At 30.4% G+C, this 22,132-nt stretch carries 25 protein-coding genes; 20 read left to right on the forward strand and 5 right to left on the reverse strand.

The genetic code is table 11. The features are described 5' to 3' along the window. The first annotated feature begins 162 nt into the window (after nucleotides 1–162). Nucleotides 163–876: a LytR/AlgR family response regulator transcription factor gene (locus tag AQ1685_RS18255; protein ID WP_095074503.1), complete on the forward strand. Its 714-nt coding sequence runs from the start codon at nucleotides 163–165 to the stop codon at nucleotides 874–876. A 21-nt stretch (nucleotides 877–897) separates the two neighbouring features. On the opposite strand, the gene rsmG is transcribed toward AQ1685_RS18255, so the two are convergent. Next, a complete protein-coding gene (gene rsmG / locus AQ1685_RS18260) occupies nucleotides 898–1,527 on the reverse strand; it encodes a 16S rRNA (guanine(527)-N(7))-methyltransferase RsmG (RefSeq protein ID WP_095074505.1) in 630 nt (209 codons plus the stop codon). A gap of 141 nt (nucleotides 1,528–1,668) precedes the next feature. On the opposite strand from rsmG, the gene AQ1685_RS18265 reads away from it, so the two are divergent. From AQ1685_RS18265 to AQ1685_RS18275, 3 genes are read left to right on the forward strand one after another with little or no spacing between them, the layout of a single operon-like run. Next, nucleotides 1,669–2,760: a fatty acid desaturase family protein gene (locus AQ1685_RS18265; RefSeq protein ID WP_095074506.1), complete on the forward strand. Its 1,092-nt coding sequence runs from the start codon at nucleotides 1,669–1,671 to the stop codon at nucleotides 2,758–2,760. Between the two features lie 12 nt (nucleotides 2,761–2,772). Next, complete coding sequence (locus AQ1685_RS18270) at nucleotides 2,773–3,960, forward strand: pyridoxal phosphate-dependent aminotransferase (RefSeq protein ID WP_173862373.1); 1,188 nt, start codon at nucleotides 2,773–2,775, stop codon at nucleotides 3,958–3,960. A 39-nt stretch (nucleotides 3,961–3,999) separates the two neighbouring features. Beyond that, nucleotides 4,000–4,464, forward strand: a complete 465-nt coding sequence (locus tag AQ1685_RS18275; RefSeq protein WP_157730278.1) for a hypothetical protein — start codon at nucleotides 4,000–4,002, stop codon at nucleotides 4,462–4,464. A gap of 4 nt (nucleotides 4,465–4,468) precedes the next feature. Here the strand turns inward: AQ1685_RS18275 and AQ1685_RS18280 are convergent, their stop codons facing one another. Beyond that, nucleotides 4,469–4,948, reverse strand: a complete 480-nt coding sequence (locus AQ1685_RS18280) for a retropepsin-like aspartic protease (RefSeq protein ID WP_095074510.1) — start codon at nucleotides 4,946–4,948, stop codon at nucleotides 4,469–4,471. Nucleotides 4,949–4,989: 41 nt separating this feature from the next. Between AQ1685_RS18280 and AQ1685_RS18285 the strand changes: the two genes are divergently transcribed. The 3 genes from AQ1685_RS18285 to AQ1685_RS18295 are packed head-to-tail and all read left to right on the forward strand — an operon-like array spanning nucleotide 4,990 to nucleotide 6,646. After that, the gene (locus AQ1685_RS18285; protein WP_095074512.1) at nucleotides 4,990–5,754 is read left to right on the forward strand and encodes a TatD family hydrolase; all 765 of its coding nucleotides are present in this window, start codon (nucleotides 4,990–4,992) and stop codon (nucleotides 5,752–5,754) included. A 1-nt stretch (nucleotide 5,755) separates the two neighbouring features. Next, the gene (locus AQ1685_RS18290; RefSeq protein ID WP_095074514.1) at nucleotides 5,756–6,154 is read left to right on the forward strand and encodes an NUDIX hydrolase; all 399 of its coding nucleotides are present in this window, start codon (nucleotides 5,756–5,758) and stop codon (nucleotides 6,152–6,154) included. Nucleotides 6,155–6,163: 9 nt separating this feature from the next. Then, nucleotides 6,164–6,646, forward strand: a complete 483-nt coding sequence (locus tag AQ1685_RS18295; protein WP_394341868.1) for a methylated-DNA--[protein]-cysteine S-methyltransferase — start codon at nucleotides 6,164–6,166, stop codon at nucleotides 6,644–6,646. A 15-nt stretch (nucleotides 6,647–6,661) separates the two neighbouring features. Here the strand turns inward: AQ1685_RS18295 and AQ1685_RS18300 are convergent, their stop codons facing one another. From AQ1685_RS18300 to AQ1685_RS18310, 3 genes are read right to left on the reverse strand one after another with little or no spacing between them, the layout of a single operon-like run. After that, the gene (locus AQ1685_RS18300; RefSeq protein ID WP_095074515.1) at nucleotides 6,662–7,210 is read right to left on the reverse strand and encodes a GNAT family N-acetyltransferase; all 549 of its coding nucleotides are present in this window, start codon (nucleotides 7,208–7,210) and stop codon (nucleotides 6,662–6,664) included. A gap of 11 nt (nucleotides 7,211–7,221) precedes the next feature. Beyond that, entirely contained in the window at nucleotides 7,222–7,668 is a 447-nt protein-coding gene (locus AQ1685_RS18305) for a nucleoside deaminase (protein WP_095074517.1), read from the reverse strand. After that, the gene (locus AQ1685_RS18310) at nucleotides 7,665–8,222 is read right to left on the reverse strand and encodes an MOSC domain-containing protein (RefSeq protein ID WP_095074519.1); all 558 of its coding nucleotides are present in this window, start codon (nucleotides 8,220–8,222) and stop codon (nucleotides 7,665–7,667) included. The genes AQ1685_RS18305 and AQ1685_RS18310 overlap by 4 nt, the downstream gene beginning before the upstream one ends. A 60-nt stretch (nucleotides 8,223–8,282) precedes the next feature. On the opposite strand from AQ1685_RS18310, the gene AQ1685_RS18315 reads away from it, so the two are divergent. The 13 genes from AQ1685_RS18315 to AQ1685_RS18375 all read left to right on the forward strand — a co-directional run bounded on the left by AQ1685_RS18315 (nucleotide 8,283) and on the right by AQ1685_RS18375 (nucleotide 22,122). Then, nucleotides 8,283–9,050, forward strand: a complete 768-nt coding sequence (locus AQ1685_RS18315; protein ID WP_162288586.1) for a UDP-2,3-diacylglucosamine diphosphatase — start codon at nucleotides 8,283–8,285, stop codon at nucleotides 9,048–9,050. A gap of 226 nt (nucleotides 9,051–9,276) precedes the next feature. After that, on the forward strand, nucleotides 9,277–10,266 hold the full coding sequence (locus AQ1685_RS18320) for an AAA family ATPase (RefSeq protein WP_095074521.1): 990 nt from the start codon (nucleotides 9,277–9,279) through the stop codon (nucleotides 10,264–10,266). A 70-nt stretch (nucleotides 10,267–10,336) separates the two neighbouring features. Then, nucleotides 10,337–10,666 (forward strand): hypothetical protein, encoded by a 330-nt coding sequence (locus tag AQ1685_RS18325; protein ID WP_095074523.1) that lies wholly within the window; start codon nucleotides 10,337–10,339, stop codon nucleotides 10,664–10,666. Nucleotide 10,667: 1 nt separating this feature from the next. Beyond that, entirely contained in the window at nucleotides 10,668–11,534 is an 867-nt protein-coding gene (locus tag AQ1685_RS18330) for a DUF58 domain-containing protein (protein ID WP_095074524.1), read from the forward strand. A 1-nt stretch (nucleotide 11,535) separates the two neighbouring features. Then, on the forward strand, nucleotides 11,536–12,618 hold the full coding sequence (locus AQ1685_RS18335; RefSeq protein WP_175577903.1) for a hypothetical protein: 1,083 nt from the start codon (nucleotides 11,536–11,538) through the stop codon (nucleotides 12,616–12,618). Then, the gene (locus tag AQ1685_RS18340; protein ID WP_095074526.1) at nucleotides 12,608–13,612 is read left to right on the forward strand and encodes a vWA domain-containing protein; all 1,005 of its coding nucleotides are present in this window, start codon (nucleotides 12,608–12,610) and stop codon (nucleotides 13,610–13,612) included. Before AQ1685_RS18335 ends, AQ1685_RS18340 begins: the two co-directional genes overlap by 11 nt. A gap of 1 nt (nucleotide 13,613) precedes the next feature. Further along, nucleotides 13,614–14,654 (forward strand): VWA domain-containing protein, encoded by a 1,041-nt coding sequence (locus AQ1685_RS18345; protein WP_173862374.1) that lies wholly within the window; start codon nucleotides 13,614–13,616, stop codon nucleotides 14,652–14,654. A gap of 2 nt (nucleotides 14,655–14,656) precedes the next feature. Next, entirely contained in the window at nucleotides 14,657–15,460 is an 804-nt protein-coding gene (locus tag AQ1685_RS18350; protein WP_095074529.1) for a tetratricopeptide repeat protein, read from the forward strand. 91 nt (nucleotides 15,461–15,551) lie between these two features. Beyond that, on the forward strand, nucleotides 15,552–17,309 hold the full coding sequence (locus AQ1685_RS18355; protein ID WP_095074530.1) for a BatD family protein: 1,758 nt from the start codon (nucleotides 15,552–15,554) through the stop codon (nucleotides 17,307–17,309). Then, nucleotides 17,306–18,073: an SH3 domain-containing protein gene (locus AQ1685_RS18360; protein WP_231970211.1), complete on the forward strand. Its 768-nt coding sequence runs from the start codon at nucleotides 17,306–17,308 to the stop codon at nucleotides 18,071–18,073. Before AQ1685_RS18355 ends, AQ1685_RS18360 begins: the two co-directional genes overlap by 4 nt. Before the next feature lie 54 nt (nucleotides 18,074–18,127). Continuing rightward, a complete protein-coding gene (locus AQ1685_RS18365; protein WP_157730279.1) occupies nucleotides 18,128–18,424 on the forward strand; it encodes a hypothetical protein in 297 nt (98 codons plus the stop codon). 201 nt (nucleotides 18,425–18,625) lie between these two features. Beyond that, nucleotides 18,626–20,197 (forward strand): SulP family inorganic anion transporter, encoded by a 1,572-nt coding sequence (locus AQ1685_RS18370; protein WP_095074537.1) that lies wholly within the window; start codon nucleotides 18,626–18,628, stop codon nucleotides 20,195–20,197. A gap of 68 nt (nucleotides 20,198–20,265) precedes the next feature. Further along, nucleotides 20,266–22,122: a SulP family inorganic anion transporter gene (locus AQ1685_RS18375; RefSeq protein ID WP_095074539.1), complete on the forward strand. Its 1,857-nt coding sequence runs from the start codon at nucleotides 20,266–20,268 to the stop codon at nucleotides 22,120–22,122. The last annotated feature ends 10 nt before the right edge of the window (nucleotides 22,123–22,132 follow it).

Below are 22,132 nucleotides of genomic sequence, written 5' to 3' on the forward strand. Positions count from 1 at the left end.
AGTCAGAGAAAATTCTCTGACTTTTTTTTATGAACACGTTTCTTAAATAGAATCCTAAAAACAATTAAATAATTTATTTACTTTTATAATCGTTGAAGAAAGAATTCTACAAAATCTGCATTGAATTGTTATTTTAAATTTCTTTAGAAAATAAGTGCTACTATGAATGTTTATATTGTCGAAGACGAAATATTTCAATTAGAAGATTTAAAGATCTCTTTAGAAGTTTTAGGTCACAATTGTATTGGCGCATCAGATGACCCTATGGAAACATTAGATCAAATTGAAAAACTTAAACCTGATGTTATTCTTATTGATATTCATTTACAGAAAAGGAAATCAGGTATAATGTTAGCAGAAAAAATTAAGAGATTTTATAAAACTCCTTTAATCTATACTACTTCAGCGTATGATGAAGCAACTATAAACGAAGCTTCAGTTACAAAACCAGTAGCTTATTTAACTAAACCGATTAAAGAAAACGACTTAAAAGCAGCCTTAATATTAGCATCTCAGCAAATTGAATCCAAAATAAAAGACGATAACAATCGAGAATTCTTCGCTCGACATGGAAATAAATTATTCAAAATTGACATCAACTCTATATTGTATGTCCACACCGATTCTAAAAATTATTGTTCTATTATCACTAAAGACGAGAGGAAATTCTCTGTAAGAAATTCTATATCTGGATTATTAAAAACTTTAAACAACGATGATTTTATACAAACACATCGTTCTTTTTTGATTAATTGGAATTACATTAAATCATTTTCAGAAAGTGATCAAAGTATAGATCTTAAACATATCAATCTCAGTATTCCAGTAGGACGAACTTATAAGTCTAAAATTTTAGAAAGATTAAATATTATTTAGTATTTACTTTAAATTCGATCTTTATCCTTTAAACTTTATTGGTAAATGCACTACTTTTTTAGTCTCGAAGAAATCTTCATCAAAAAAGTCTGGCAAATCATAAATAGTCGCTTTTGGGAATTTTGCTAATTCCTCAGTTAAATCACCGCCTTTTAAGTATAAAATTCCATTTTTCAATTCGTGATTTTGCTTCTTTTGGACTTTGTTTTTCACCCATCTATGAAAAGTTTCCATTTGCGCAACTGCTCTACTTATAATAAAATCATAAATTTCATCAACCTCTTCTACTCTTCCATGTGTAGTTTTTACATTTTCTAATCCTAAACCTTCTACAACTTCATTTACAACTTTAATCTTTTTTCCGATAGAGTCTACTAAATGAAATTTCGTTTCAGGAAATAATATAGCTAATGGTACACCAGGAAATCCTCCTCCGGTTCCAACATCCATAACGTTTGTTCCTGGTTGAAACTCCATCACTTTTGCTATACCTAAAGAATGTAAAACATGACGCAAATACAGCTCATCAATATCTTTTCTAGAAACTACATTAATTTTTAGGTTCCAATCTTCATATAGTTCTTGTAAAAGCGTAAATTGGCGTAACTGATTTTCAGTTAAATTAGGAAAGTATTTTAAAATGATATCCATGCTATTATATTTGCGTGACAAAAGTAATAACATTTGTTTATATAGTTAAGATTTTTACAAATCAATAATTATCGTTAAAAACTTTCGTTATCAGATAAACATCAGCGAAAAACACTTATTTTTACCCCATTAAATTACGATATGAATTCGATTAAATTTTCAAGAATAGATAAAACCAAGTTTTTTAGAACTTTAAATAAAAGAGTAAACGACTACTTTAAAGAAAACGAAATTAAGAGAACAGGTAACTGGAAATTGTATTTAAAAGCAATTATCATGTTTACACTTTTCTTAGCTCCTTTTGCAGTTATATTAACTGTTGATATGCCTAACTGGCTTCGATTTTTATTAACGATTGTTATAGGAATTGGTATGGCTGGTGTTGGTATGAATGTAATGCACGATAGCAACCATGAATCTTTCTCAAGTAAAAAATGGGTGAATAACCTAATGGGAAGTAGTATGTATATTTTAGCTGGAAATGTGTATAACTGGAAAGTGCAACATAATGTTTTACACCATACATATACGAATATTCAAGACCATGATGAAGATATGGATGCTGGTAGAATTATTCGTTTTTCTAAACATACACAATGGAGACCTTTCCATAGATTTCAGAAGTATTATTCGCCAGTTTTATATGGTTTACTAACTATTAACTGGGCGATAACTACAGATTTCAAGCAAATGCACAGCTACTTAAAAAGAAAATTATCTTATGGAAAATTCCCTAATCCAAAAGTAGAATGGACTAAATTAATTGTTACTAAAATTATTTATTATGCAATGTGGTTAGTTCTTCCATTATTGGTTTTAGACATTGCATGGTGGAAAGTTTTAATTGGTTTCTTTGTAATGCATTATACGGCAGGAATCATTTTAAGTTTTGTATTCCAGTTAGCACACATCGTACCTTCAACAGACACTCCTTTACCAGATGAAAATGGTAACATGAAAAATACTTGGGCGATTCACCAATTGTATACTACAGCAAACTTTGCTCCTAAAAATTGGTTTATTAATTTCTACACTGGAGGTTTAAATCATCAAGTAGAACACCATATTTTCCCTCACATTTCGCACATACATTACAGTAAAATAGCGAAAATAGTAAAAGAGACTGCTAAGGAATTTAATTTACCTTATCACGAATATAAAACAACACGAAAGGCAATTTTAGAACACTTAAGACATATTGCCGAACTAGGAAAAAAACCGCAACTAGCATAATCAACTAAAACAATGTCAGAAGCATTATCGAACAGAATTAACAGTTTACCTGTATCGCAAACATTAGCCATGGCTGCAAAAGCCAGAGAATTAAAAGGTCAAGGAAAAGATATCATCAGCTTGAGTTTAGGAGAGCCTGATTTTAACACACCTGACTTTATTAAAGATGCTGCAATTGAAGCAGTAAATCAGAATTATAATTCATACACACCAGTAGATGGATATGGTGAATTAAAAGAAGCTATTTGCAAAAAATTCAAGCGCGATAATGATTTAGATTATGCTCCAAATCAGATCGTAGTTTCTACAGGCGCAAAACAATCTATTGCTAACGTAATGCAAGTATTGTTAAATCCTGGAGATGAAGTTTTATTACCTTGTCCATACTGGGTAAGTTACTCTGCAATTGCAACATTATGTGAAGCTGTTTCTGTTGAGATTCCTTCAACTATTGAAACCAACTTTAAAATTACTCCAGAGCAATTAGAAGCTGCAATTACACCAAAAACGAAATTAATTTTATTCAACTCACCAAACAATCCGAGTGGTACAATCTATACTAAAGAAGAGTATTTAGCTTTAGCTAAAGTATTAGAAAAGTATCCAGAGATTTTCGTGATGTCTGATGAAATTTACGAACATATTAACTACGGAACAAAACCTTTCAGTTTTGCTGCAATTGAAAGCATGTACGATAGAACAATTACTGTAAACGGATTAGCAAAAGCTTTTGCTATGACAGGTTGGAGAATTGGTTATATCGGAGCACCTGCTTGGATTGCTAAAGCTTGTACGAAAATGCAAGGTCAGATTACTTCTGGAACTAACTGTATTGCACAAAGAGCTGCAATTACTGCTGTTTCTGCTGATCCTAGCGCTGTTCAATACATGGTAGATGAATTTAAATCGAGAAGAGATATTGTTCTTGGTTTATTAGAAAAAATCGAAGGTTTTAAATTAAACGTTCCTGAAGGAGCTTTCTATATCTTCCCAGATATTTCTGCTTTCTTCGGAAAAACAATACAAGGTAAAGAAATTAACAATGCTTCAGACTTCTCTATGTTATTATTAGAAGAAGCAAATGTAGCTACAGTGACTGGTGATGCTTTTGGTGCGCCAAACTGTATCCGTATGTCTTATGCTGCTTCAGAATTACAATTACGTGAAGCTGTAAAGCGTATTAAAGAAGTATTGAGTTAAAAAACAGCGTGTACTATCTAGTTAAATTATTAATGTAGAATGAGATATTTTGTTTTGATTTTAATAATTCTTGTAGGATGTGAACATGTAGCCATGGATTATTCTTATCCTTTAAGTGTCAAAAATAACTCAGATCATTCTATAAACCTATATTTAAATGATAACGAAAATTTTGTTTCTATTTATCCCGATACTATAATTAGTAATTTTAGTGAACGAATAAGTCAACAAATACTTTCGAAAGAAACTAGATATATAGCTGGAGGTAGTGCTAACTGGGAAAGCATATTTAGAGTAAGTGTACCATCTGATACATTATCTATTTTTGTAATTCATTATGATAGCTTAAATAAATATTCCTGGGATGAAATCAGAAATAACTATGAAGTTCTAAAACGTTTTGATTTTAGTCTTCAAGATTTAGAGCACATTAATTATTTAATTGAATATCCAGCAAGCAGTTCAATGTCGGAAATCAAACAGTTTCCGAAATACGAAGAATAAAACTCTAAAAAGGCAACGATAAATTTCGTTGCTTTTTCTTTTTAATTTTCCTTAAGTACAACACTTTCTTATCATAATCGATAAGAGCCTTTCCTTTTTCTAAAACATCTGCACCAATTATTCCGTGTACTTCTTTAGCATTATGCATGGTTAATGCAGCATTTACATGTTTTAAATCAAAAAGGACTAAATCACAATTTTTCAACTTCCAATCGCCAATTCTTAATCTGTTTTCAACCGATTTATAAGTTTCCATATCAGTTGCTCCAGCTCCAGCTGCTTTGACTTCGCTAACTTCAGAAACCAATTTGAATTGATCGACTAAATTTAATCCAACACAAGAATTTGAAGCTCCAGTATCTAAAATAAAAACACCTTTTACACCGTTGATTTCAGCTTTTAACTCAAGGTGATTTGTTTTCATTTTCTTCAACTTTATTCGAACGTATTTCTTTTTACGTAATACTTTTTTCAAACTTGCCATTTCTTGTACTTTTGTCGCTGCAAAGATACAGTTAAAATCACATGATTACAGATACACACACTCACTTATATTCAGAGCAATTTAATGACGATAGAGATGAAATGATGACTAGAGCCAAAGATGCTGGTGTTTCTCGTTTTTTTATTCCTGCAATTGATAGTTCATACACAAAAAGCATGTTCGAATTGGAAAAGAATTATCCAAATGATGTTTTTTTAATGATGGGAGTTCATCCGACTTCTGTTAAGGAAAATTACAAGGAGGAGTTAGCGCACGTAAGAGAGTGGATTGACAAACGTGATTTTTATGGTATTGGAGAAATAGGAATTGACTTATATTGGGATAAAACCTTTTTAACTCAACAACAAGAAGCTTTTAAAACTCAAATACAATGGGCAAAAGAAAAACAACTTCCGATTGTAATTCACTGTAGAGAAGCTTTTGATGAAATTTTCGAAATTTTAGAAGAAGAAAAAGGAGACAATTTACATGGTATTTTCCACTGTTTTACGGGAACTTTTGAGCAAGCACAACAAGCAATTTCATACAATATGAAATTAGGAATTGGTGGCGTAGCAACTTTTAAAAACGGAAAAATTGATAAGTTCTTAAATGAAATAGATCTTCAGCATATTGTTTTAGAAACCGATTCCCCTTACTTAGCTCCTACTCCATACAGAGGAAAGAGAAATGAAAGTAGTTATATCACTCAAGTTGTTGGTAAATTGGTGGATATTTACGGGAAATCGTATCAAGAAATTTCTGAAATTACTACAGAAAACTCGAAACAAGTTTTCAAAATATAACATGAAAGAAATTGATAAAATTGCGTGGATAGAAACTAAGAATGGTAAAATTCTTAGTACTCGATCTAAAGGAAAAGAAAAGTTTTATATACCTGGAGGAAAGAGAGAAGGTAACGAATCTGACGAAGCAACGCTTATTCGTGAAATAAAAGAAGAATTAAGCGTTACAATAATAAAAGACACCATAGAATATGTTGGAACTTTTAAAGCGCAATCAGATGGAGCTAAAAAGGGAATTTTAGTTAAAATGACTTGCTACAAAGCAAAATTTAAAGGAACTTTACTAGCAGATAATGAAATTGAAGAAATACAATGGTTAGATTCTTCTCATATCGACATTATCTCTGAAGTTGACAAAAAAATATTTGCTTTCTTGAAAGAAAAAGGAGAGATTAAATAACTAAAAAAAGTGAGCATAGAAACAACATATTATTCTTCTCCTATTGGAACTCTAGAAATAACTGGAGATGAAAAATCAATTCACTCTATTTATTTTATAGATGACGAACATTCTACTCCAGAAAACATTTCATCAAGAGAAATTAAAAACTGTGTTTTGCAACTAGAGGAATATTTCTCCGGAAATCGTAAAGAATTTGAATTAACATTAGCTCCTAAAGGAACCAAATTTCAAGGAAAAGTTTGGAATGAATTATTAAGAGTTCCTTTTGGAAAAACTAGAAGTTATTTAGAACAATCTAAGGCATTAGGTGATATCAAAGCTATTAGAGCTGTTGCTTCTGCAAATGGCAAAAACCCAATTTCAATCATTATTCCTTGTCATAGAATTATAGGTTCCGACGGTTCTTTAACTGGGTATGCTGGTGGTGTTTGGAGAAAAAAATGGTTGTTAGAACATGAAAATGGAACAAAACAACAAAGCTTATTTTAAGTCAAAAAAAGCTGTTTATTTTCCTTTTTTATCTTCATAAGTAACTTTATCTAATGCATACCAGTTATAAAATTCGCTTCCATGATCATAAGTATCTAATTTTAAAAAAGTAAGTCCTATTTTTTCTAAAACTTTACAAGACCCAATATTTTGAGGCATTGCTATTCCAATTATTCTATTAAGATTCAAATTTTCGAATCCAAATTTTATAATTTCTTTAGCGACTTCAGATGCTATACCTTTACCCCAATATTCTGGTAAAAATCTAAACCCTATGTCAGTTTCGTTTATTTCAGGAAGAAACTTTAATCCAGCAAAACCTATTACTTTATCTTTAGGCTTATATAAAACTGCCCATCTTCCATATCCATAATTCTCATAATCTTGAAACCAAATGTCTTGAATTATTTCTTTGGCTCTTTCTTCCGAAGCTATAATTTCATCACCTGTAAATTGATGAAGTTCTACATTAGAGTTAAATTCATAAACATCTTTATAATCATCTAGAACAAATTCTCTTACTATTAATCGTTCAGTTTCAATTATAATTTTTTCAGATTTCATAAAACTTGGTACTAATTCAGATTCCTTTTTTGAATAAAAAATCTTTTTATTATTTCAGCACATTCTTCTTTTAAAACTCCAGATACAACCTTTGTTTTTGGATGTAATTTTGTTCCCAAAACTGTAAAACCAGATTTAGGTTCATCAGCTCCGTAAACGATTTTTCCTATCTGGGTCCAATAACTTGCTCCTGCGCACATCTGACAAGGTTCAAGAGTTACGTATAATGTACAATCTCTAAGGTATTTTCCTCCTAAAAAATCTGCAGCAGAAGTAAAAGCTTGCATTTCTGCATGTGCTGTTACATCGTTTAAACGTTCTGTAAGATTATGTGCTCTGGCTATAATTTGATTTTTAAAAACAATAATTGCACCAACAGGAACCTCTCCTTTAGCATAAGCTTGCTCTGCTTCTTGCAGTGCTTTTCTCATAAAATATGCATCATCAAAAGGATTCATGAAAACTTACTTTTCTTTTTTTGTAAATAAATATCAGCTATGGTTGGCTTAGTTGTGTCTGTCTGAATTAATTCAAAAAGATCACCTTTCTTCACTTCACCAGTTTTTAAAACCTTAAAATACACTCCACTTTTAGTTGTATTCCAAAACTGTTTCACAATTTTCATGTCATTAAAACGAACTCCAAGCTTCATACAAGGATATCTAGGCTTAGTCACTTCTAATATAACTTCACCAACTTTGTATGTATCTCCAACATGAACTTTAGTTTCTTCTATATCATCTAAAGTTAAGTTTTCTCCAAAAATACCATACTCCCACTTTAAATCAGGATATAACTCTTTAAAATAATCGTAATGTTTTACAGAATACGCATATACCGCCTGATCTATTCCTCCATGATGTTCTCTATCACATATTGAATCGCCTTTTACCTCTTCCACATTTAAATAAATTGGTTGATTTGTAGGATATTTAAAAATCCCTGTAGTTACCTTCTTCCCTTTCCAATCTATTTCTTTACGTTCGCCTATGTTCGTAGCTAAGATCTTCATATAAGTGCTTTTTTACAAAGTTAGCTAAATAAAATAGTTATTTTTACCAAAATTTTAGGTTTGATTTCAATCGATATCTCAACAGATAAAAAAGTTTATTTTGCTTCAGATCAACACTTAGGAGCTCCCACAAAAGAAAAAAGCTTTCCTAGAGAGAAAAAGTTCTTACACTGGTTAAATGAAGTAGAAAAAGATGCTGAAGCTATATTTTTACTAGGCGATTTATTCGATTTTTGGTTTGAATATAAAACCGTTGTTCCTAAAGGATTTGTGCGTGTTCTAGGCAAATTAGCACAATTAAAAGACAAAGGAATTCCTATTTACTTTTTTGTTGGTAATCATGATTTATGGATGAAAGATTATTTTGAAACAGAACTAAATATTCCTGTCTTCTATAAACCTACCGAGTTTAAAATTGATGATAAACTTTTTTTAATTGGACATGGAGATGGTTTAGGCCCGCATGATCTTGGTTACAAAAGAATGAAAAAAGTTTTCACATTTCCCTTGTTTAAATGGCTCTTTAGATGGTTGCATCCAGATTTAGGTGTTCGATTAGGACAATATATGTCTGTAAAAAACAAAATGATTTCTGGTGATGAAGATTTTAAATTTCTGGGAGAAGAAAAAGAATGGCTGGTTCAATATTGTAAACGAAAATTAGAAACAAAACACTATGATTATTTTGTTTTCGGTCATCGTCACCTTCCTCTTGATATTACACTTTCAGAAAAAAGTAAATATTTTAACCTAGGTGACTGGGTACAATTCTTTACTTATGGAACTTTCTCATCATCTAAATTCACATTAGATAAATATGAAAAATAAAGAATTCTATATTTTTTCTATTACACTTATCACTAAGATTAACGGCAAATCTCTTTGTTTAATGAATTAAAACACAGTAAAATGTTAAATTCATATCAAAAACATAATTAACATCAATTTTATTTATAAAAAACTTCAAATACCTTTAACCTCGTTTTAACAAGAAAAAAAATGTTAATATTGTAGCTTTGTTCACATAAAATCATAACTAATAATTTCTTATCACATGGACGTAGATGTTAGAGCGATTAACGAAAAAATAGAGAGAGAAAGTGCTTTTGTTGACCTTTTAACCAATGAAATGAATAAAGTTATAGTCGGTCAGAAAACAATGATTGAGAGACTTTTAATTGGTTTACTAGGAAACGGACACATCTTACTTGAAGGTGTACCTGGTTTAGCAAAAACTTTAGCTATCAACACATTATCTAAAGCTGTACAAGGAAGCTTTAGTAGAGTTCAGTTTACTCCAGATTTACTACCTGCTGATGTTGTTGGTACTATGATTTATAATATGAAGGACAATGATTTTTCTATCAAAAAAGGTCCTATTTTCGCGAACTTTGTACTGGCAGATGAGATCAACAGGGCTCCTGCTAAAGTTCAATCTGCTTTGTTAGAAGCAATGCAAGAAAGACAGATTACTATTGGAGACGAAACTTTTAAGCTAGACGAACCTTTCTTAGTAATGGCAACTCAAAACCCTGTTGAACAAGAAGGTACATATCCTTTACCAGAAGCTCAAGTAGACCGTTTCATGTTAAAAACTGTAATTGATTATCCTAAACTACAGGATGAGCAACTAATTATGAGACAAAGTTTAAATAATAGCTTTGGTAAAGTAAATCCTGTTATTTCTTTAGAACAAATTATTAAAGCTAGAGAAACAGTTAATGAAGTTTACATGGATGAAAAGATCGAAAAATATATTTTAGATATCATTTTCGCTACTCGTTATCCAGAAAATTATAATCTAGAAAAATTAAAACCTTTAATAAGTTTTGGTTCTTCTCCTCGTGGTAGTATTGCATTAGCGAAAGCAGCTAAATGTTATGCTTTTATTAAAAGAAGAGGATATGTAATTCCTGAAGATGTTCGTGCCATGACCAAAGATGTATTACGTCATAGAATTGGTATTACATATGAAGCTGAAGCCGAAAACATGACTTCATTAGATATAATTAATGCAATTATTAACGAAGTTCAGGTTCCATAAATCACCAAACTAAAATCAACACAACTAGCCATTCAAAAACTAATTTAATCCCTTAAAATTTTTGCTAAGAATGACTTTCAAATTAACAACGTACAAAACACTAAAAGGAAAAAAAGAAATTTTAGAAACTAAACAACAGAAAAATACACAAGCTATAGTTTATCAAAACGACGAACCTTCATTTTGGGTAGATTGTTTTGATTTACAAACAGAATCTAATGTTCAAATGAACTATTTAGTATTGTGTCAAAAAAGAAGTATGAAGGAGGTAATTAAAGAGATCGCTAAAAAGAATAACGTAAATATTACTATTCAAGAAGCTCCTTTATTTTCAGTAAAAGCAGATTCTGTTGATACTGACATTCAATTACCACCTTTACCACTAGAATGGTTAAATTAATATGAATACCAAAGAGTTATTAAAAAAAGTTCGTAAGATAGAGATTAAGACAAAACGTTTGTCTAATCATATTTTTGGAGGAGAATACCACTCAACCTTTAAAGGTCGTGGTATGACTTTCTCTGAAGTTCGTCAGTATCAATTCGGTGACGATATAAGGGCTATAGATTGGAACGTAACTGCGCGTTACAATGAACCTTACGTTAAAGTTTTTGAAGAAGAACGCGAGCTTACAATGATGCTCATGGTAGATGTTTCTGGATCAGAATCTTTTGGAACATCAGTTCAATTTAAAAGAGATACCGTAACTGAAATTGCTGCTACACTAGCATTTTCAGCAATCCAAAATAATGATAAAGTTGGATTAATCTTGTTCTCTGACCAAGTGGAGTTATTTATACCTCCTAAAAAAGGAAAAAGTCATGTACTTAGAATTATACGTGAACTTATAGAGTTTTCACCTAAAAGCACTAAGACCAATATAGACGAAGCTTTGAAATTCTTATCAAGTGTAATGAAGAAAAAAGCTATTGTTTTTATGCTTTCTGATTTTATTGATGAAAACTATATGAAGACTTTAAAGATTGTTGGAAACAAACATGACTTAACTGGAATTCGTATTTATGATAAGTTCGATGAAGAAATTCCAAATCTAGGAATGGTGCCAATGTTAGATAATGAAACTAAAGAAGTACGATTAATTAACACCAGTTCTAAATCTCTACGAAATAAATACAAAGCTAATGCACTTCGTTTAAAAGATGAGTTTCAAAATTCTTTTAAGAAAAGTGGACTAGGAACTATAAACATAAGAGTTGACGAGAATTACGTCAAAAAACTATTAAGTTATTTTAAAAACAAAGCATAATTTGAAAAATTTATTACTATACATTGTATTATTACTTTCTATTCAGGCTATTTCGCAAACTGGTCCTGTTCAAGCTGAAGTGGATACTACGAATATTCGTATAGGTGAACAGTTTCAATACAAATTATCTATAGATGGCACAGAAAATGTAATCATTCCTAGACTTGAGTTAAATGGTTTAGAAATGGTAGATAGCCTGAAACTAGATACATTAAAAAACAAACTTGTTCAGAAATATATTTTAACTGGTTTTGATAGTGGATCTTTTTACATTCCTAGACAACAAATATTTATTAGAAATCAAACTTTTTTTACAGATAGCTTATTAATAAATGTAGCTACGGTTCCTGTAGATACAACTCAAGTAAAAATGTTTGCTATTAAAGGAATTAAAAGTGAACCTCTTCGATTCAGTGATTATAAACATATTATATTTTGGATTCTAGCCATACTTCTCTTAGTAGGTTCTATATTGTATTTCGCTTTAAAGAGAACAAATGATGATGAGATTCAAACTTCTGAACAACTCTTATCGCCTTATCAAGAAGCTTTAAAGAACTTAAAAGTACTTGATGGAAAGTTATTGTGGCAAAACAATCAAATTAAAGAACATTATAGTGAGTTAACTCATATTATCAGAAACTTTATTGAACGTGAACTTCATGTTCCTGCTTTAGAAACGACTTCTGACGGACTTATAGAAAGCTTAACAGATTTCAAAGATTCAAACTCAATTATAGCAGAAAAAGAAACAATTGATAAACTAAACGGTTTACTAAAACAAGCAGACTTAGTTAAGTTCGCAAAATCTAAACCTTTAGCTCACGAAATAGAGGCTGATAGAAATATTGCTAAGTATGTAATTGATAATTTAAAGCCTAATAGTGTAGATACTGAAACTACTGAAGTAGATTTAGAACCTGTTATTATTGTTGAAAAACCAATAGTTAAAAAACCATCTATACTCGTTAAAATAATTACTATTGCTGTGTTACTTTTAATTGTAACTGCAATTATTTACTCAGTATCTAAAACAGCTCCAGAATTAAACTCATTAAAACCTAAAGTAACAAATGTTCAATAATTTTGAATTCCATAATCCAGAATTTTTGTGGTTATTAATTATTGTACCACTTTTAGCTTTGTGGCTTTTTTCCAACAGAAAAAAAGAGAACACATTACTTTCAATGCCTAACCTTAAAGGTTTTGATGCAAGTAGTTCTTTACTCCCAAAATTGAAACCATTTTTACATGTTTTTCGACTTTTAGCATTAGCCGCTTTAATTGTCGCTTTAGCTAGACCAAGAAATGTTTCTGTTAGTAAAAAAACTAAAACAAATCGTGGTATCGATATCGTTATGGCAATAGATGTTTCTGCCAGTATGTTAGCTAAAGATTTAAAACCTAACAGACTTGAAGCTTTAAAACGAGTTGCTATCGATTTTGTTAACAGAAGACCAAACGACAGAATAGGTATTGTAGTTTATGCAGGAGAAAGTTTCACACAAACTCCAATAACTAGTGATAAATCTATCGTAAAAAGAACTATTTCAGAAATTAAATGGGGACAATTAGAAGGTGGAACAGCTATTGGTATGGGACTTGGTTCTGCAGTGAATAGACTAAAAGAAAGTAAGGCAAAAAGTAAAGTAATTATTTTACTTACAGATGGTGTAAATAATGCTGGTTTTGTAGATCCTAAAACTGCTACTGAATTAGCAAAAGAAATAGGAATTAAAGTATATACTATCGGTATAGGAACCAATGGTATGGCTCCGTTCCCTTGGGCAAAAGACCCAAGAACAGGTAAATTATCTTTTAGAAATCAGAAGGTTGAAATTGACGAAAAATTATTACAATTTATCGCCGATGAAACTGAAGGAGAATATTTCAGGGCAACTGACAATACTTCTTTAAAAGAAATTTACGATGAAATAGACAAGTTAGAGAAAACTAAAATTGAAGAATTTAAATATTATAATTACACAGAAAAGTATCGTCTTCTAGTGATTTTAGCAGGAATATTCTTGATTTTAGAATTCATATTAAGAAACACGTTATTTAAAAGCTTTATATAACATGTATAAGATAGAAGAACCAATATATTTTTCCCTTTTCATTATTATTCCAATAATGACTGTCATTTTTTTATTGGTTTTATGGTGGAAAAAAAATACCCAAAAGAAGTTTACTAATAAAGAGCTGTTGGCAAAATTAGCTCCTAATGCTTCTACATTTAAATCTGTTTTAAAACTTATCTTTTTATTAGTCGGATTAAGTTTTTTGATCATTTCTTTGGTAAATCCTAAAATGGGAACAAAACTTCAAACTGTAAAGCGCGAAGGAGTAGATATTATTTTTGCTTTAGATGTTTCTAAAAGTATGCTGGCTAAAGATATAGCTCCAAACCGTTTAGAGAAATCAAAACAAATCATCTCTAAAATTATAGATAAGCTAGGAAGCGATCGTGTAGGAATTATTATTTATGCCGGAAATGCATATCCTTTACTTCCTATCACAACCGATCATGCAGCAGCTAAAATGTTCTTACAAAACGCAAATCCTGATATGGTTTCTAGTCAAGGAACAGCAATTAATGAAGCGTTAGATCTTTCTAAAACTTATTATAATAACGAAGAGCAAACTAACAAGTTTTTAGTAATTATTTCTGATGGAGAAGATCATCAAGAAGAAACGAAACAAAAAGCTCAAGATATAGCCAATGAAGGTGTAAAAGTGTACACAATTGGTGTAGGAACAGAAACTGGTGGTCCGATTCCTATCGAACTTAATGGCGGACATATTGGTTATAAAAAGAACAGACAAGGTGAAACTGTAATTACCAAACGTAAAGCAGACGTTTTGGAAAGTATTGCAAACGTAGCCAATGGAAAATATATTGACGGAAACAAAACCGAACAACCTGTAAAAATGATCGAGAAAATTATTTCAAATGCTCAAAAAAGTGAGTTTGAAACTACGCAATTTTCTGATTATAAAGATCAATTTCAATGGTTCATCGGTATTGGAATACTATTCTTAGTAATAGATATGTTCTTCTTTGAAAGAAAGACAAAATGGATTAAAAAAGTAGACTTGTTTAACGAAAAGGAATCATAACCATGAGATTGTTTATTAATTTTTGTACTGTTTTCTTATTACTAACAAGCACTTTAACAAGTGCTCAACAAGACACATTAAAACTTCAACGTGAAGCCAGATCTTTATTACGTGATGGTAATGAGTTATATAACAAAGAAAAATTCAATGAAGCTTCTATTGCATATAGAAAAGCTTTAGGAAAGAACAGTAAATATGATAAAGCGAGTTACAACTATGGAAATTCTTTATATCAAGGAAAGAATTTTAAAGAAGCTGTATCTCAATACGAACTTACAACCAAAACATCTAAATCTAAAGCTGAAAAAGCTGAAGCTTTCCATAATATTGGAAATGCAATGATGGAACAAAAACAGTTTGAACAAGCTGTAGAAGCTTATAAAAATGCGTTACGAAATAATCCTAATGATGATGAAACTCGTTATAATTTAGCTGCTGCTCAAAAGCAAGTAAAAAAGCAACAACAGCAAAATAAAAACGATAAGAACAAGAACAAAAAAGACAAGAAGGATAATAAAGATCAGAACAAGGACAAGGACAAGAAAGATCAAAAGGATCAGAACAAGAAAGATCAAGATAAAAAAGACGATAATAAAGATCAGAAAGACAATAAAGACCAGAATGATCCGAAGAAAGACAAACAAGATAAGAACAAACAAAAACCTAAACCTCGTCCAGGTAAAATGACACCTGAACAAATGAAACAGCTGTTAGAAAGCTTAAATAACGAGGAAAAGAAGACTCAAAAGAAAATGAACGTTAAAAAATCAAAAGGTAGAAAAATAAAACAAGAAAAAGACTGGTAAGAATTAAGAAAAATTTAAGGATCAAAATCTTAAAAATCAATTAATTTATACTTCGGAAAAATAATTATTTTTGTGCGTTTTTGTATAACAAATGAAATTGAAGTTTATAACATTTATACTAGTATTAGCATCGCTATCAATTTTTGCTCAAGATGCTAAATTAACAGCAACTGTAAGTAAGAATAAACTTGGAGTGAATCAACGTTTACGAGTTGAATTTGCTATAAACAAGCAAGGTGCAGACAATTTTACTCCGCCTAGTTTTAAGAATTTTAAAATTGTTGGCGGGCCAAGCCAATCAGTTAGTCAATCATGGGTTAATGGAAAGTCTACTTTCTCTCAATCTTACACTTATATAATTCAGCCTTTAAGAAAAGGAGAATTTAATCTTCCTTCTGCAAGTATTCAATTGAATGGACAAACCTTAAAATCTGAACCTGTAAAAATCATTGTTACTTCAGCAGTAAAAATACCTAAGAACCCTAACGATCCTGATTATATAGCTGAACAAAACATCCATTTAGTTGCAGAAGTTTCTAAAGGAAGACCTTATGTTGGAGAAGGTATTTATGTAGAATACAGACTGTATTTTAGTAATAATGTTGGTATTTATGATAATGCGATTACAGAATCTCCACAGTATATTGGTTTTTGGAATCAAGAAATAAAAAACAACAATTATGATTTTAAAACCGCTATGTACAATGGTGAACAATACAGATACGCTGTTTTACATAAAGCTTTATTAATTCCAACAAAGTCAGGAAACTTAACTATTGACCCTATGAAAATGGATATTTTAGTTGCAGTTCCTACAGGAAGAGCCGATTTTTTTGGAAATCCAATCACAAGAAGAGTTAGAAAACAATATGCATCTGCAAAAAAAATAATTAAGGCTAAAGCTTTACCTGAAGAAGGAAAGCCTGATAGTTTTACTGGAGCGGTAGGTAATTTTGAATATACATTAACTTCTAACAAAAACACGTTAAAAGCTAATGAATCATCAGAATTAAAAGTAAAAGTTTCTGGTTTAGGAAATTTAAAATTATTTGAACTTCCTAAAGTTGAAACTCCAAAAGAACTTGAAGTATATCAGCCTGAAAGAAAAGAAAATGTAAAAATTTCTACTTCTGGCTTAAGAGGATCTGTTACCGACACGTATACTGTCGTACCTGAGTATAAAGGAAAATATAAAATTCCTAGTACAGAGTTTTCATATTTCAATCCTAAAGACAATAAATATCATACGATTAGCACAGACGACTTATTCGTTAATGTTACTGAAGGAAAAGAATTAGTATCAACGACTGAAAATCTAGTAAAGAAACAAGATGTACAAGTAACTGGAAATAACTTTAGATTTATACAAACCTCTACATCTTTAGGAGTAATTGACACATCAAACTTTTTTAAATCAATTCCTTTTTATTTACTGTTACTTCTACCATTAATAGCTATACCTGTAGCAATTTTCATTGGAAAAAAGAAAAGTGAAAGAGACGCTGATATTATTGGAAACAAGCAACGTAAGGCAGATAGGTTAGCAAAAAAATATTTATCAGAAGCTAGTCAACAATTAGGTAATAAAGAGGAGTTCTATGAAGCTTTAGAACGAGCACTACACAATTACCTAAAAGCAAAATTGAATGTTGAAACTTCTGATATTAGCAGAGAAAAAATCACTGAATTATTAGACGATAAACAAGTTGAAATTTCTACAATAGATGATTTTATTGAAGTATTAAAGCAATGTGATTTTGCAAGATATACTCCAATAACAAATACTCAAATGAATGAAGAGTATAATAGAGCTAAACAAGTAATAACCTCATTAGACAGACAATTATGATGAAGAGAATAATTTGGTTACTTACCCTTTTTGTATCAGCAAGTTTTGCTAATGCACAAAATACAGATGAACTTTTTAATAATGCCAACAACTTGTACAAAAATGGTTCATACAAAGAAGCGGCAAAAATTTATGAAAGCTTAATTGCATCTAAAACCGTTTCTTCTGAATTGTTTTATAACCTTGGAAATTGTTATTATAAACTTAATAAAGTAGGACCATCGATTTATAATTATGAAAAAGCTTTATTATTAGATCCTTTGAATGAAGATGCAAAAAATAATCTTGTATTTGCAAAACGTTTAACTTTAGATCGAATTGAAGAACTACCTAAATCGGTTCTACAAAAATTCAATGAAAATTATATTAGCAAAATTAGTTTCAATGGCTGGGCTGTTGTTTCCGTAATCATTTCATTTTTAGCTTCTATACTATTCATTTTATACTATTTCTCTTTAATTCCTTCAAGAAAAAGAATATTTTTTACCACAAGCATATTATTATTTTTAATATTAATAATTTCATTAGCTATAACTTATCATCAATATAGTAAGTTCTCAAATACCGTAGAAGCGATTATTTTTTCTGATGAAGCTTCTGTAAAAAATGAACCAACAAAAAATGGTGATGAAGTATTTTTGCTTCATGAAGGCACAAAAGTTATTGTATTAGACGAAGTTGACGATTGGAAAAAAATACGTTTAGTTGATGGAAAAATTGGCTGGTTAAAAAACGATAACATTAAAATATTGGACCTTTTTTAACATTTTAACAATACTCATACCCTAGAGTTTTATATATTTGATATATTTATAATAATGATAAGGGTAGTTTATACATATTTGTTTTCGTTAATTTTGGTTACGTCTATTGTATTACCTACTTACATCAGTATCACTAAGTTTAGCTGTGAAATCTCTTTAGAAATCGATATGGAAGAAGACAGTGAAGAAAGTGAAATAACTAAAGATACTGAAGCAAAAATTACACATACTACACAAAACTTAAGTACTTACTCTAAGATAAGAATTCAAAATTCAATTATTTACATTTCTACTTCTTATAATTCTATATTTAAAAAATTAGACTCACCTCCTCCCGAGTTTTATAGTTAACTACATGGAGTATTAAATAATACAATAATCCGTTACGCCTTAAGCAACTTATATATTCTCAATAGTCTAGTTGTTTTCATATAACAACAACTAGAACTAAAGATAGATTGATAAATTTTAACTAAACGGATTTTTTACAATAAAAATTAACTGTAAACTTCAACTTAATCAACAACTGAGTTGAACAATATATATCTTAAAATGTTTAAAACAATAAAAAATGATTTACCCGCTAGTATAGTGGTGTTTTTTGTAGCATTACCTTTATGTTTAGGTATTGCTTTGGCGAGTGGTGCTCCATTATTTTCTGGTTTAATAGCAGGAATTGTAGGAGGAATTGTAGTAGGAGCTTTAAGTGGCTCTAGTATTGGAGTTAGTGGTCCTGCTGCGGGTTTAGCAGCAATTGTATTACTTGCTATACAAGATTTTAAAGAGTTATTTGGTGAAGAAATAGGCTTTAACGTATTTCTAGCCACAGTCGTGCTAGCTGGAGTATTTCAATTAATTTTAGGGTTTCTAAAGGCTGGTGTTATAGGCTACTATTTCCCTTCCTCTGTTATTAAAGGAATGCTAGCTGGTATTGGAATAATAATCTTTATGAAACAAATCCCTTTCTTCTTTGGTCATGAAAATGCAAAATTAAAAGGATTCAACCTTTTGGATTTTTTTGGTAGTTTAGAAAAAGTAGAAACTTCTTCTATTATAATAGGTATTGTAGGTTTATTGATTTTAATACTCTGGAATTTGGTTCTTTCAAAAAAAGGGAAAATTTTTCAAATTATACAAGGCCCAATTGTAGCAGTAGCTGTAGGTATTTTTTATTATATATTTACAAAACAAGGGAATTTAGGTATTGCAGATTTTAATATGGTAAATGTTCCTACACCTAAAAATTCTGATGAATTTTTAGCTCAATTTCCTTTCCCTAACTTTAGTCAAATAACTCATCCCAAAGTGTTATTAACAGCTTTCACCATTGGATTAGTTGCAAGTTTAGAGACTTTATTATGTGTAGAAGCGACAGACAAATTAGATCCTGAAAAGAATGTAACTCCAACTAACAAAGAATTATTTGCACAAGGTACAGGTAATATTGTATCAGGTTTAATTGGAGGTTTACCAGTTACTCAAGTAATTGTAAGAAGTTCTGCAAATATCAACTCTGGTGGAAAATCTAAACTATCTGCAATAATACATGGTTTTTTATTATTAATATCTGTTGTAACTATTCCTACTTTATTAAATAAAATTCCGTTAGCTGTATTGGCTGCAATCTTATTAATAGTTGGTTATAAATTAGCAAAACCAAAATCGTTTATTACTATGTATAAATTAGGATGGAAACAATTTCTGCCATTTATCGTAACAATAATTGGTATTGTTGGATTAGATTTACTTAAAGGTATCGCATTGGGGCTTTCTGTTGGAATATTTGTTATTTTATATAAAAGTTATCAAAACTCACATTTCCTTCACAAAGAAGGTGAAGATATTGATGATGGTAAGATCAAAATGACATTAGCTGAAGAAGTTACTTTCTTTAACAAAGGTGCCATTTTAAAAGAGTTAGATAGCTTACCAGAAAATTCTTCTTTAGAATTAGACGTAACTAAAACTAGATATTTAGATAATGACATTATTGAAATATTAGAAGATTTTGCCTACAAAGCAAAAGAAAGAAACATAAATATAAAATTAATTTCAGAAAGAGGAACTGTAGAAAACCCTCCTAGTTACATTGAATTTTTTAAACTTAACCCTAATCTAAGTTAGTAAGTTTATTATGAAATACTATTTTTATAGTATTAATAAATCTTAACAAAAATTCAATTTAACTGAAAATGAAAAATATATTTTCTAATATTAAAGGTGATTTATTTGGAGGAATAACAGCAGGAATAGTTGCTTTACCTTTAGCACTTGCTTTCGGAGTATCTTCTGGTTTAGGTCCAACTGCTGGGTTATATGGAGCTATAATTATTGCTTTTTTCGCCTCTCTTTTTGGAGGAACAGATACTCAAATTTCTGGACCTACTGCACCTATGACGGCGGTAAGTATGGTTGTTATTGGTACAATCATAGCTGCTAATGATGGTAATGTAAACCAAGCTTTGCCTACAATACTTACTGTTTTTTTATTGGCTGGTCTTTTACAAATTGGTCTCGGATTATTAGGCTTTGGTAAATACATTAGATATATACCTTATCCTGTGGTTTCTGGTTTTATGACAGCTATTGGTGTTATAATTTTATTTACTCAAATTTTACCTTCTGTTGGTTATTATGCTAAAGAAGATGTTTCATTTGTAGAAAAATTTAAACCTCAAGCGCAAGAAATTATTCTCCAAAATATCTTAAAAGATGAAGCTGGTGAAGGAATATTAGTATTAGAAAATTTTAAAGAAACAATAAAACGTTCCAATGAAATTACTCAAGAAGCTATTTTAAAAGAAGCCAAAACTTTAGCTGGTAAAGAGTCTTCTGGAGTAATAGGAGCTTTAACAGTGCTACCTAGGGCCTTAAAAAGTATAAATCTTTTAGAACTACTTTTAGCCTTAGGTACGATTATCATTATTTACGGATTTAAAAAAATTACTACAGCAATACCTAGTACATTAGTCGCTCTAGTTATTATGACAGTTATTGCTTTAATTTTCAAGTTAGAGTATAGACCAATTGAAGAAATTCCGGGTGGATTTCCAGTACCAAATCTAGAAATCTTTACAGGCTTTAATCTCGGTAGTGTAAAGCCTTACATCTTTACTGCTTTTACATTAGCTCTGTTGGGAGCCATAGATTCTTTATTAACCTCTGTGGTTGCAGACAACATGACTAAAACCAAACATAAACCAAATAAAGAATTAGTGGGTCAAGGTATAGGAAATAGTATAGCAGCAATTTTTGGAGGAATTCCTGGAGCAGGCGCTACGATTAGAACTGTTGTAAATATTAAATCTGGAGGAAAGACTAAACTTTCTGGTATGATAGCTGGTGTTATGCTATTAATTATCTTATTAGGTTTAGGACCAATAGCTTCTAAAATCCCAGCAGCGGTATTAGCAGGAGTTTTAATCACAGTTGGAATTGGCGTAATGGATTACAAAGGTTTACGTGCTATTCCTAACTTACCTAAAGATGTAAAGCTAGGACCAATTAAATTAAGTTCTGAATTTATTATAATGTTGGTTGTATTATTATTATCAACTTTCTGGGATTTAGTTTATGCTGTAGGAATTGGTTTAGTAATTGCTTCTCTAATTTTCATGAAAAAAATTGGTGATGTTACAGCCAAAAGTTCAGATGTTTCATCTCTTCAAGAAGAAGCCTGGGAAGACGAAACTGAATTTCCAGACCAACTTTCTGAAGAAGTTTTTATTAAGCATATAAACGGACCTTTATTTTTTGGATCTACAAGTAATTTCCAGCAATTAGCAAAACAAATTCCAGATACTGCAAAAACAGTAATTGTTCGAATGGACAGAATGCCTTATGTAGATCAATCTGGACTATTTGCTCTAGAAGACATTCTTATAGATCTTGAAAAAGGTGGTGTTCAGGTATTATTTGTTGATGTACTTGAACAACCAAGATACATGATGGAGAAAATTGGATTAATTCCTGATCTAGTATCAAAAGAACATATATTTAAAACCTTTTCTGAATGTTTAGATTGGGTTAAAGATGATATCAAAAAATAACCATTAAAAG

The organism is Tenacibaculum jejuense, from assembly GCF_900198195.1.
In the GTDB taxonomy this organism is placed as follows: Bacteria; Bacteroidota; Bacteroidia; order Flavobacteriales; family Flavobacteriaceae; genus Polaribacter; species Polaribacter jejuensis.

Excerpts from the sequence above, each read along its gene's own strand:
- AQ1685_RS18300 (WP_095074515.1), bottom strand. The coding sequence starts at position 7,210 with ATGAAATCTGAAAAAATTATAATTGAAACTGAACGATTAATAGTAAGA.
- AQ1685_RS18350 (WP_095074529.1), top strand. The coding sequence starts at position 14,657 with ATGAGATTGTTTATTAATTTTTGTACTGTTTTCTTATTACTAACAAGC.
- AQ1685_RS18370 (WP_095074537.1), top strand. The coding sequence starts at position 18,626 with ATGTTTAAAACAATAAAAAATGATTTACCCGCTAGTATAGTGGTGTTT.
- AQ1685_RS18340 (WP_095074526.1), top strand. The coding sequence starts at position 12,608 with ATGTTCAATAATTTTGAATTCCATAATCCAGAATTTTTGTGGTTATTA.
- AQ1685_RS18325 (WP_095074523.1), top strand. The coding sequence starts at position 10,337 with ATGACTTTCAAATTAACAACGTACAAAACACTAAAAGGAAAAAAAGAA.
- AQ1685_RS18360 (WP_231970211.1), top strand. The coding sequence starts at position 17,306 with ATGATGAAGAGAATAATTTGGTTACTTACCCTTTTTGTATCAGCAAGT.
- AQ1685_RS18270 (WP_173862373.1), top strand. The coding sequence starts at position 2,773 with ATGTCAGAAGCATTATCGAACAGAATTAACAGTTTACCTGTATCGCAA.
- AQ1685_RS18330 (WP_095074524.1), top strand. The coding sequence starts at position 10,668 with ATGAATACCAAAGAGTTATTAAAAAAAGTTCGTAAGATAGAGATTAAG.
- AQ1685_RS18290 (WP_095074514.1), top strand. The coding sequence starts at position 5,756 with ATGAAAGAAATTGATAAAATTGCGTGGATAGAAACTAAGAATGGTAAA.
- rsmG (WP_095074505.1), bottom strand. The coding sequence starts at position 1,527 with ATGGATATCATTTTAAAATACTTTCCTAATTTAACTGAAAATCAGTTA.
- AQ1685_RS18355 (WP_095074530.1), top strand. The coding sequence starts at position 15,552 with ATGAAATTGAAGTTTATAACATTTATACTAGTATTAGCATCGCTATCA.
- AQ1685_RS18320 (WP_095074521.1), top strand. The coding sequence starts at position 9,277 with ATGGACGTAGATGTTAGAGCGATTAACGAAAAAATAGAGAGAGAAAGT.
- AQ1685_RS18310 (WP_095074519.1), bottom strand. The coding sequence starts at position 8,222 with ATGAAGATCTTAGCTACGAACATAGGCGAACGTAAAGAAATAGATTGG.
- AQ1685_RS18345 (WP_173862374.1), top strand. The coding sequence starts at position 13,614 with ATGTATAAGATAGAAGAACCAATATATTTTTCCCTTTTCATTATTATT.
- AQ1685_RS18280 (WP_095074510.1), bottom strand. The coding sequence starts at position 4,948 with ATGGCAAGTTTGAAAAAAGTATTACGTAAAAAGAAATACGTTCGAATA.
- AQ1685_RS18285 (WP_095074512.1), top strand. The coding sequence starts at position 4,990 with ATGATTACAGATACACACACTCACTTATATTCAGAGCAATTTAATGAC.
- AQ1685_RS18305 (WP_095074517.1), bottom strand. The coding sequence starts at position 7,668 with ATGAATCCTTTTGATGATGCATATTTTATGAGAAAAGCACTGCAAGAA.
- AQ1685_RS18365 (WP_157730279.1), top strand. The coding sequence starts at position 18,128 with ATGATAAGGGTAGTTTATACATATTTGTTTTCGTTAATTTTGGTTACG.
- AQ1685_RS18265 (WP_095074506.1), top strand. The coding sequence starts at position 1,669 with ATGAATTCGATTAAATTTTCAAGAATAGATAAAACCAAGTTTTTTAGA.
- AQ1685_RS18255 (WP_095074503.1), top strand. The coding sequence starts at position 163 with ATGAATGTTTATATTGTCGAAGACGAAATATTTCAATTAGAAGATTTA.
- AQ1685_RS18375 (WP_095074539.1), top strand. The coding sequence starts at position 20,266 with ATGAAAAATATATTTTCTAATATTAAAGGTGATTTATTTGGAGGAATA.
- AQ1685_RS18275 (WP_157730278.1), top strand. The coding sequence starts at position 4,000 with ATGAGATATTTTGTTTTGATTTTAATAATTCTTGTAGGATGTGAACAT.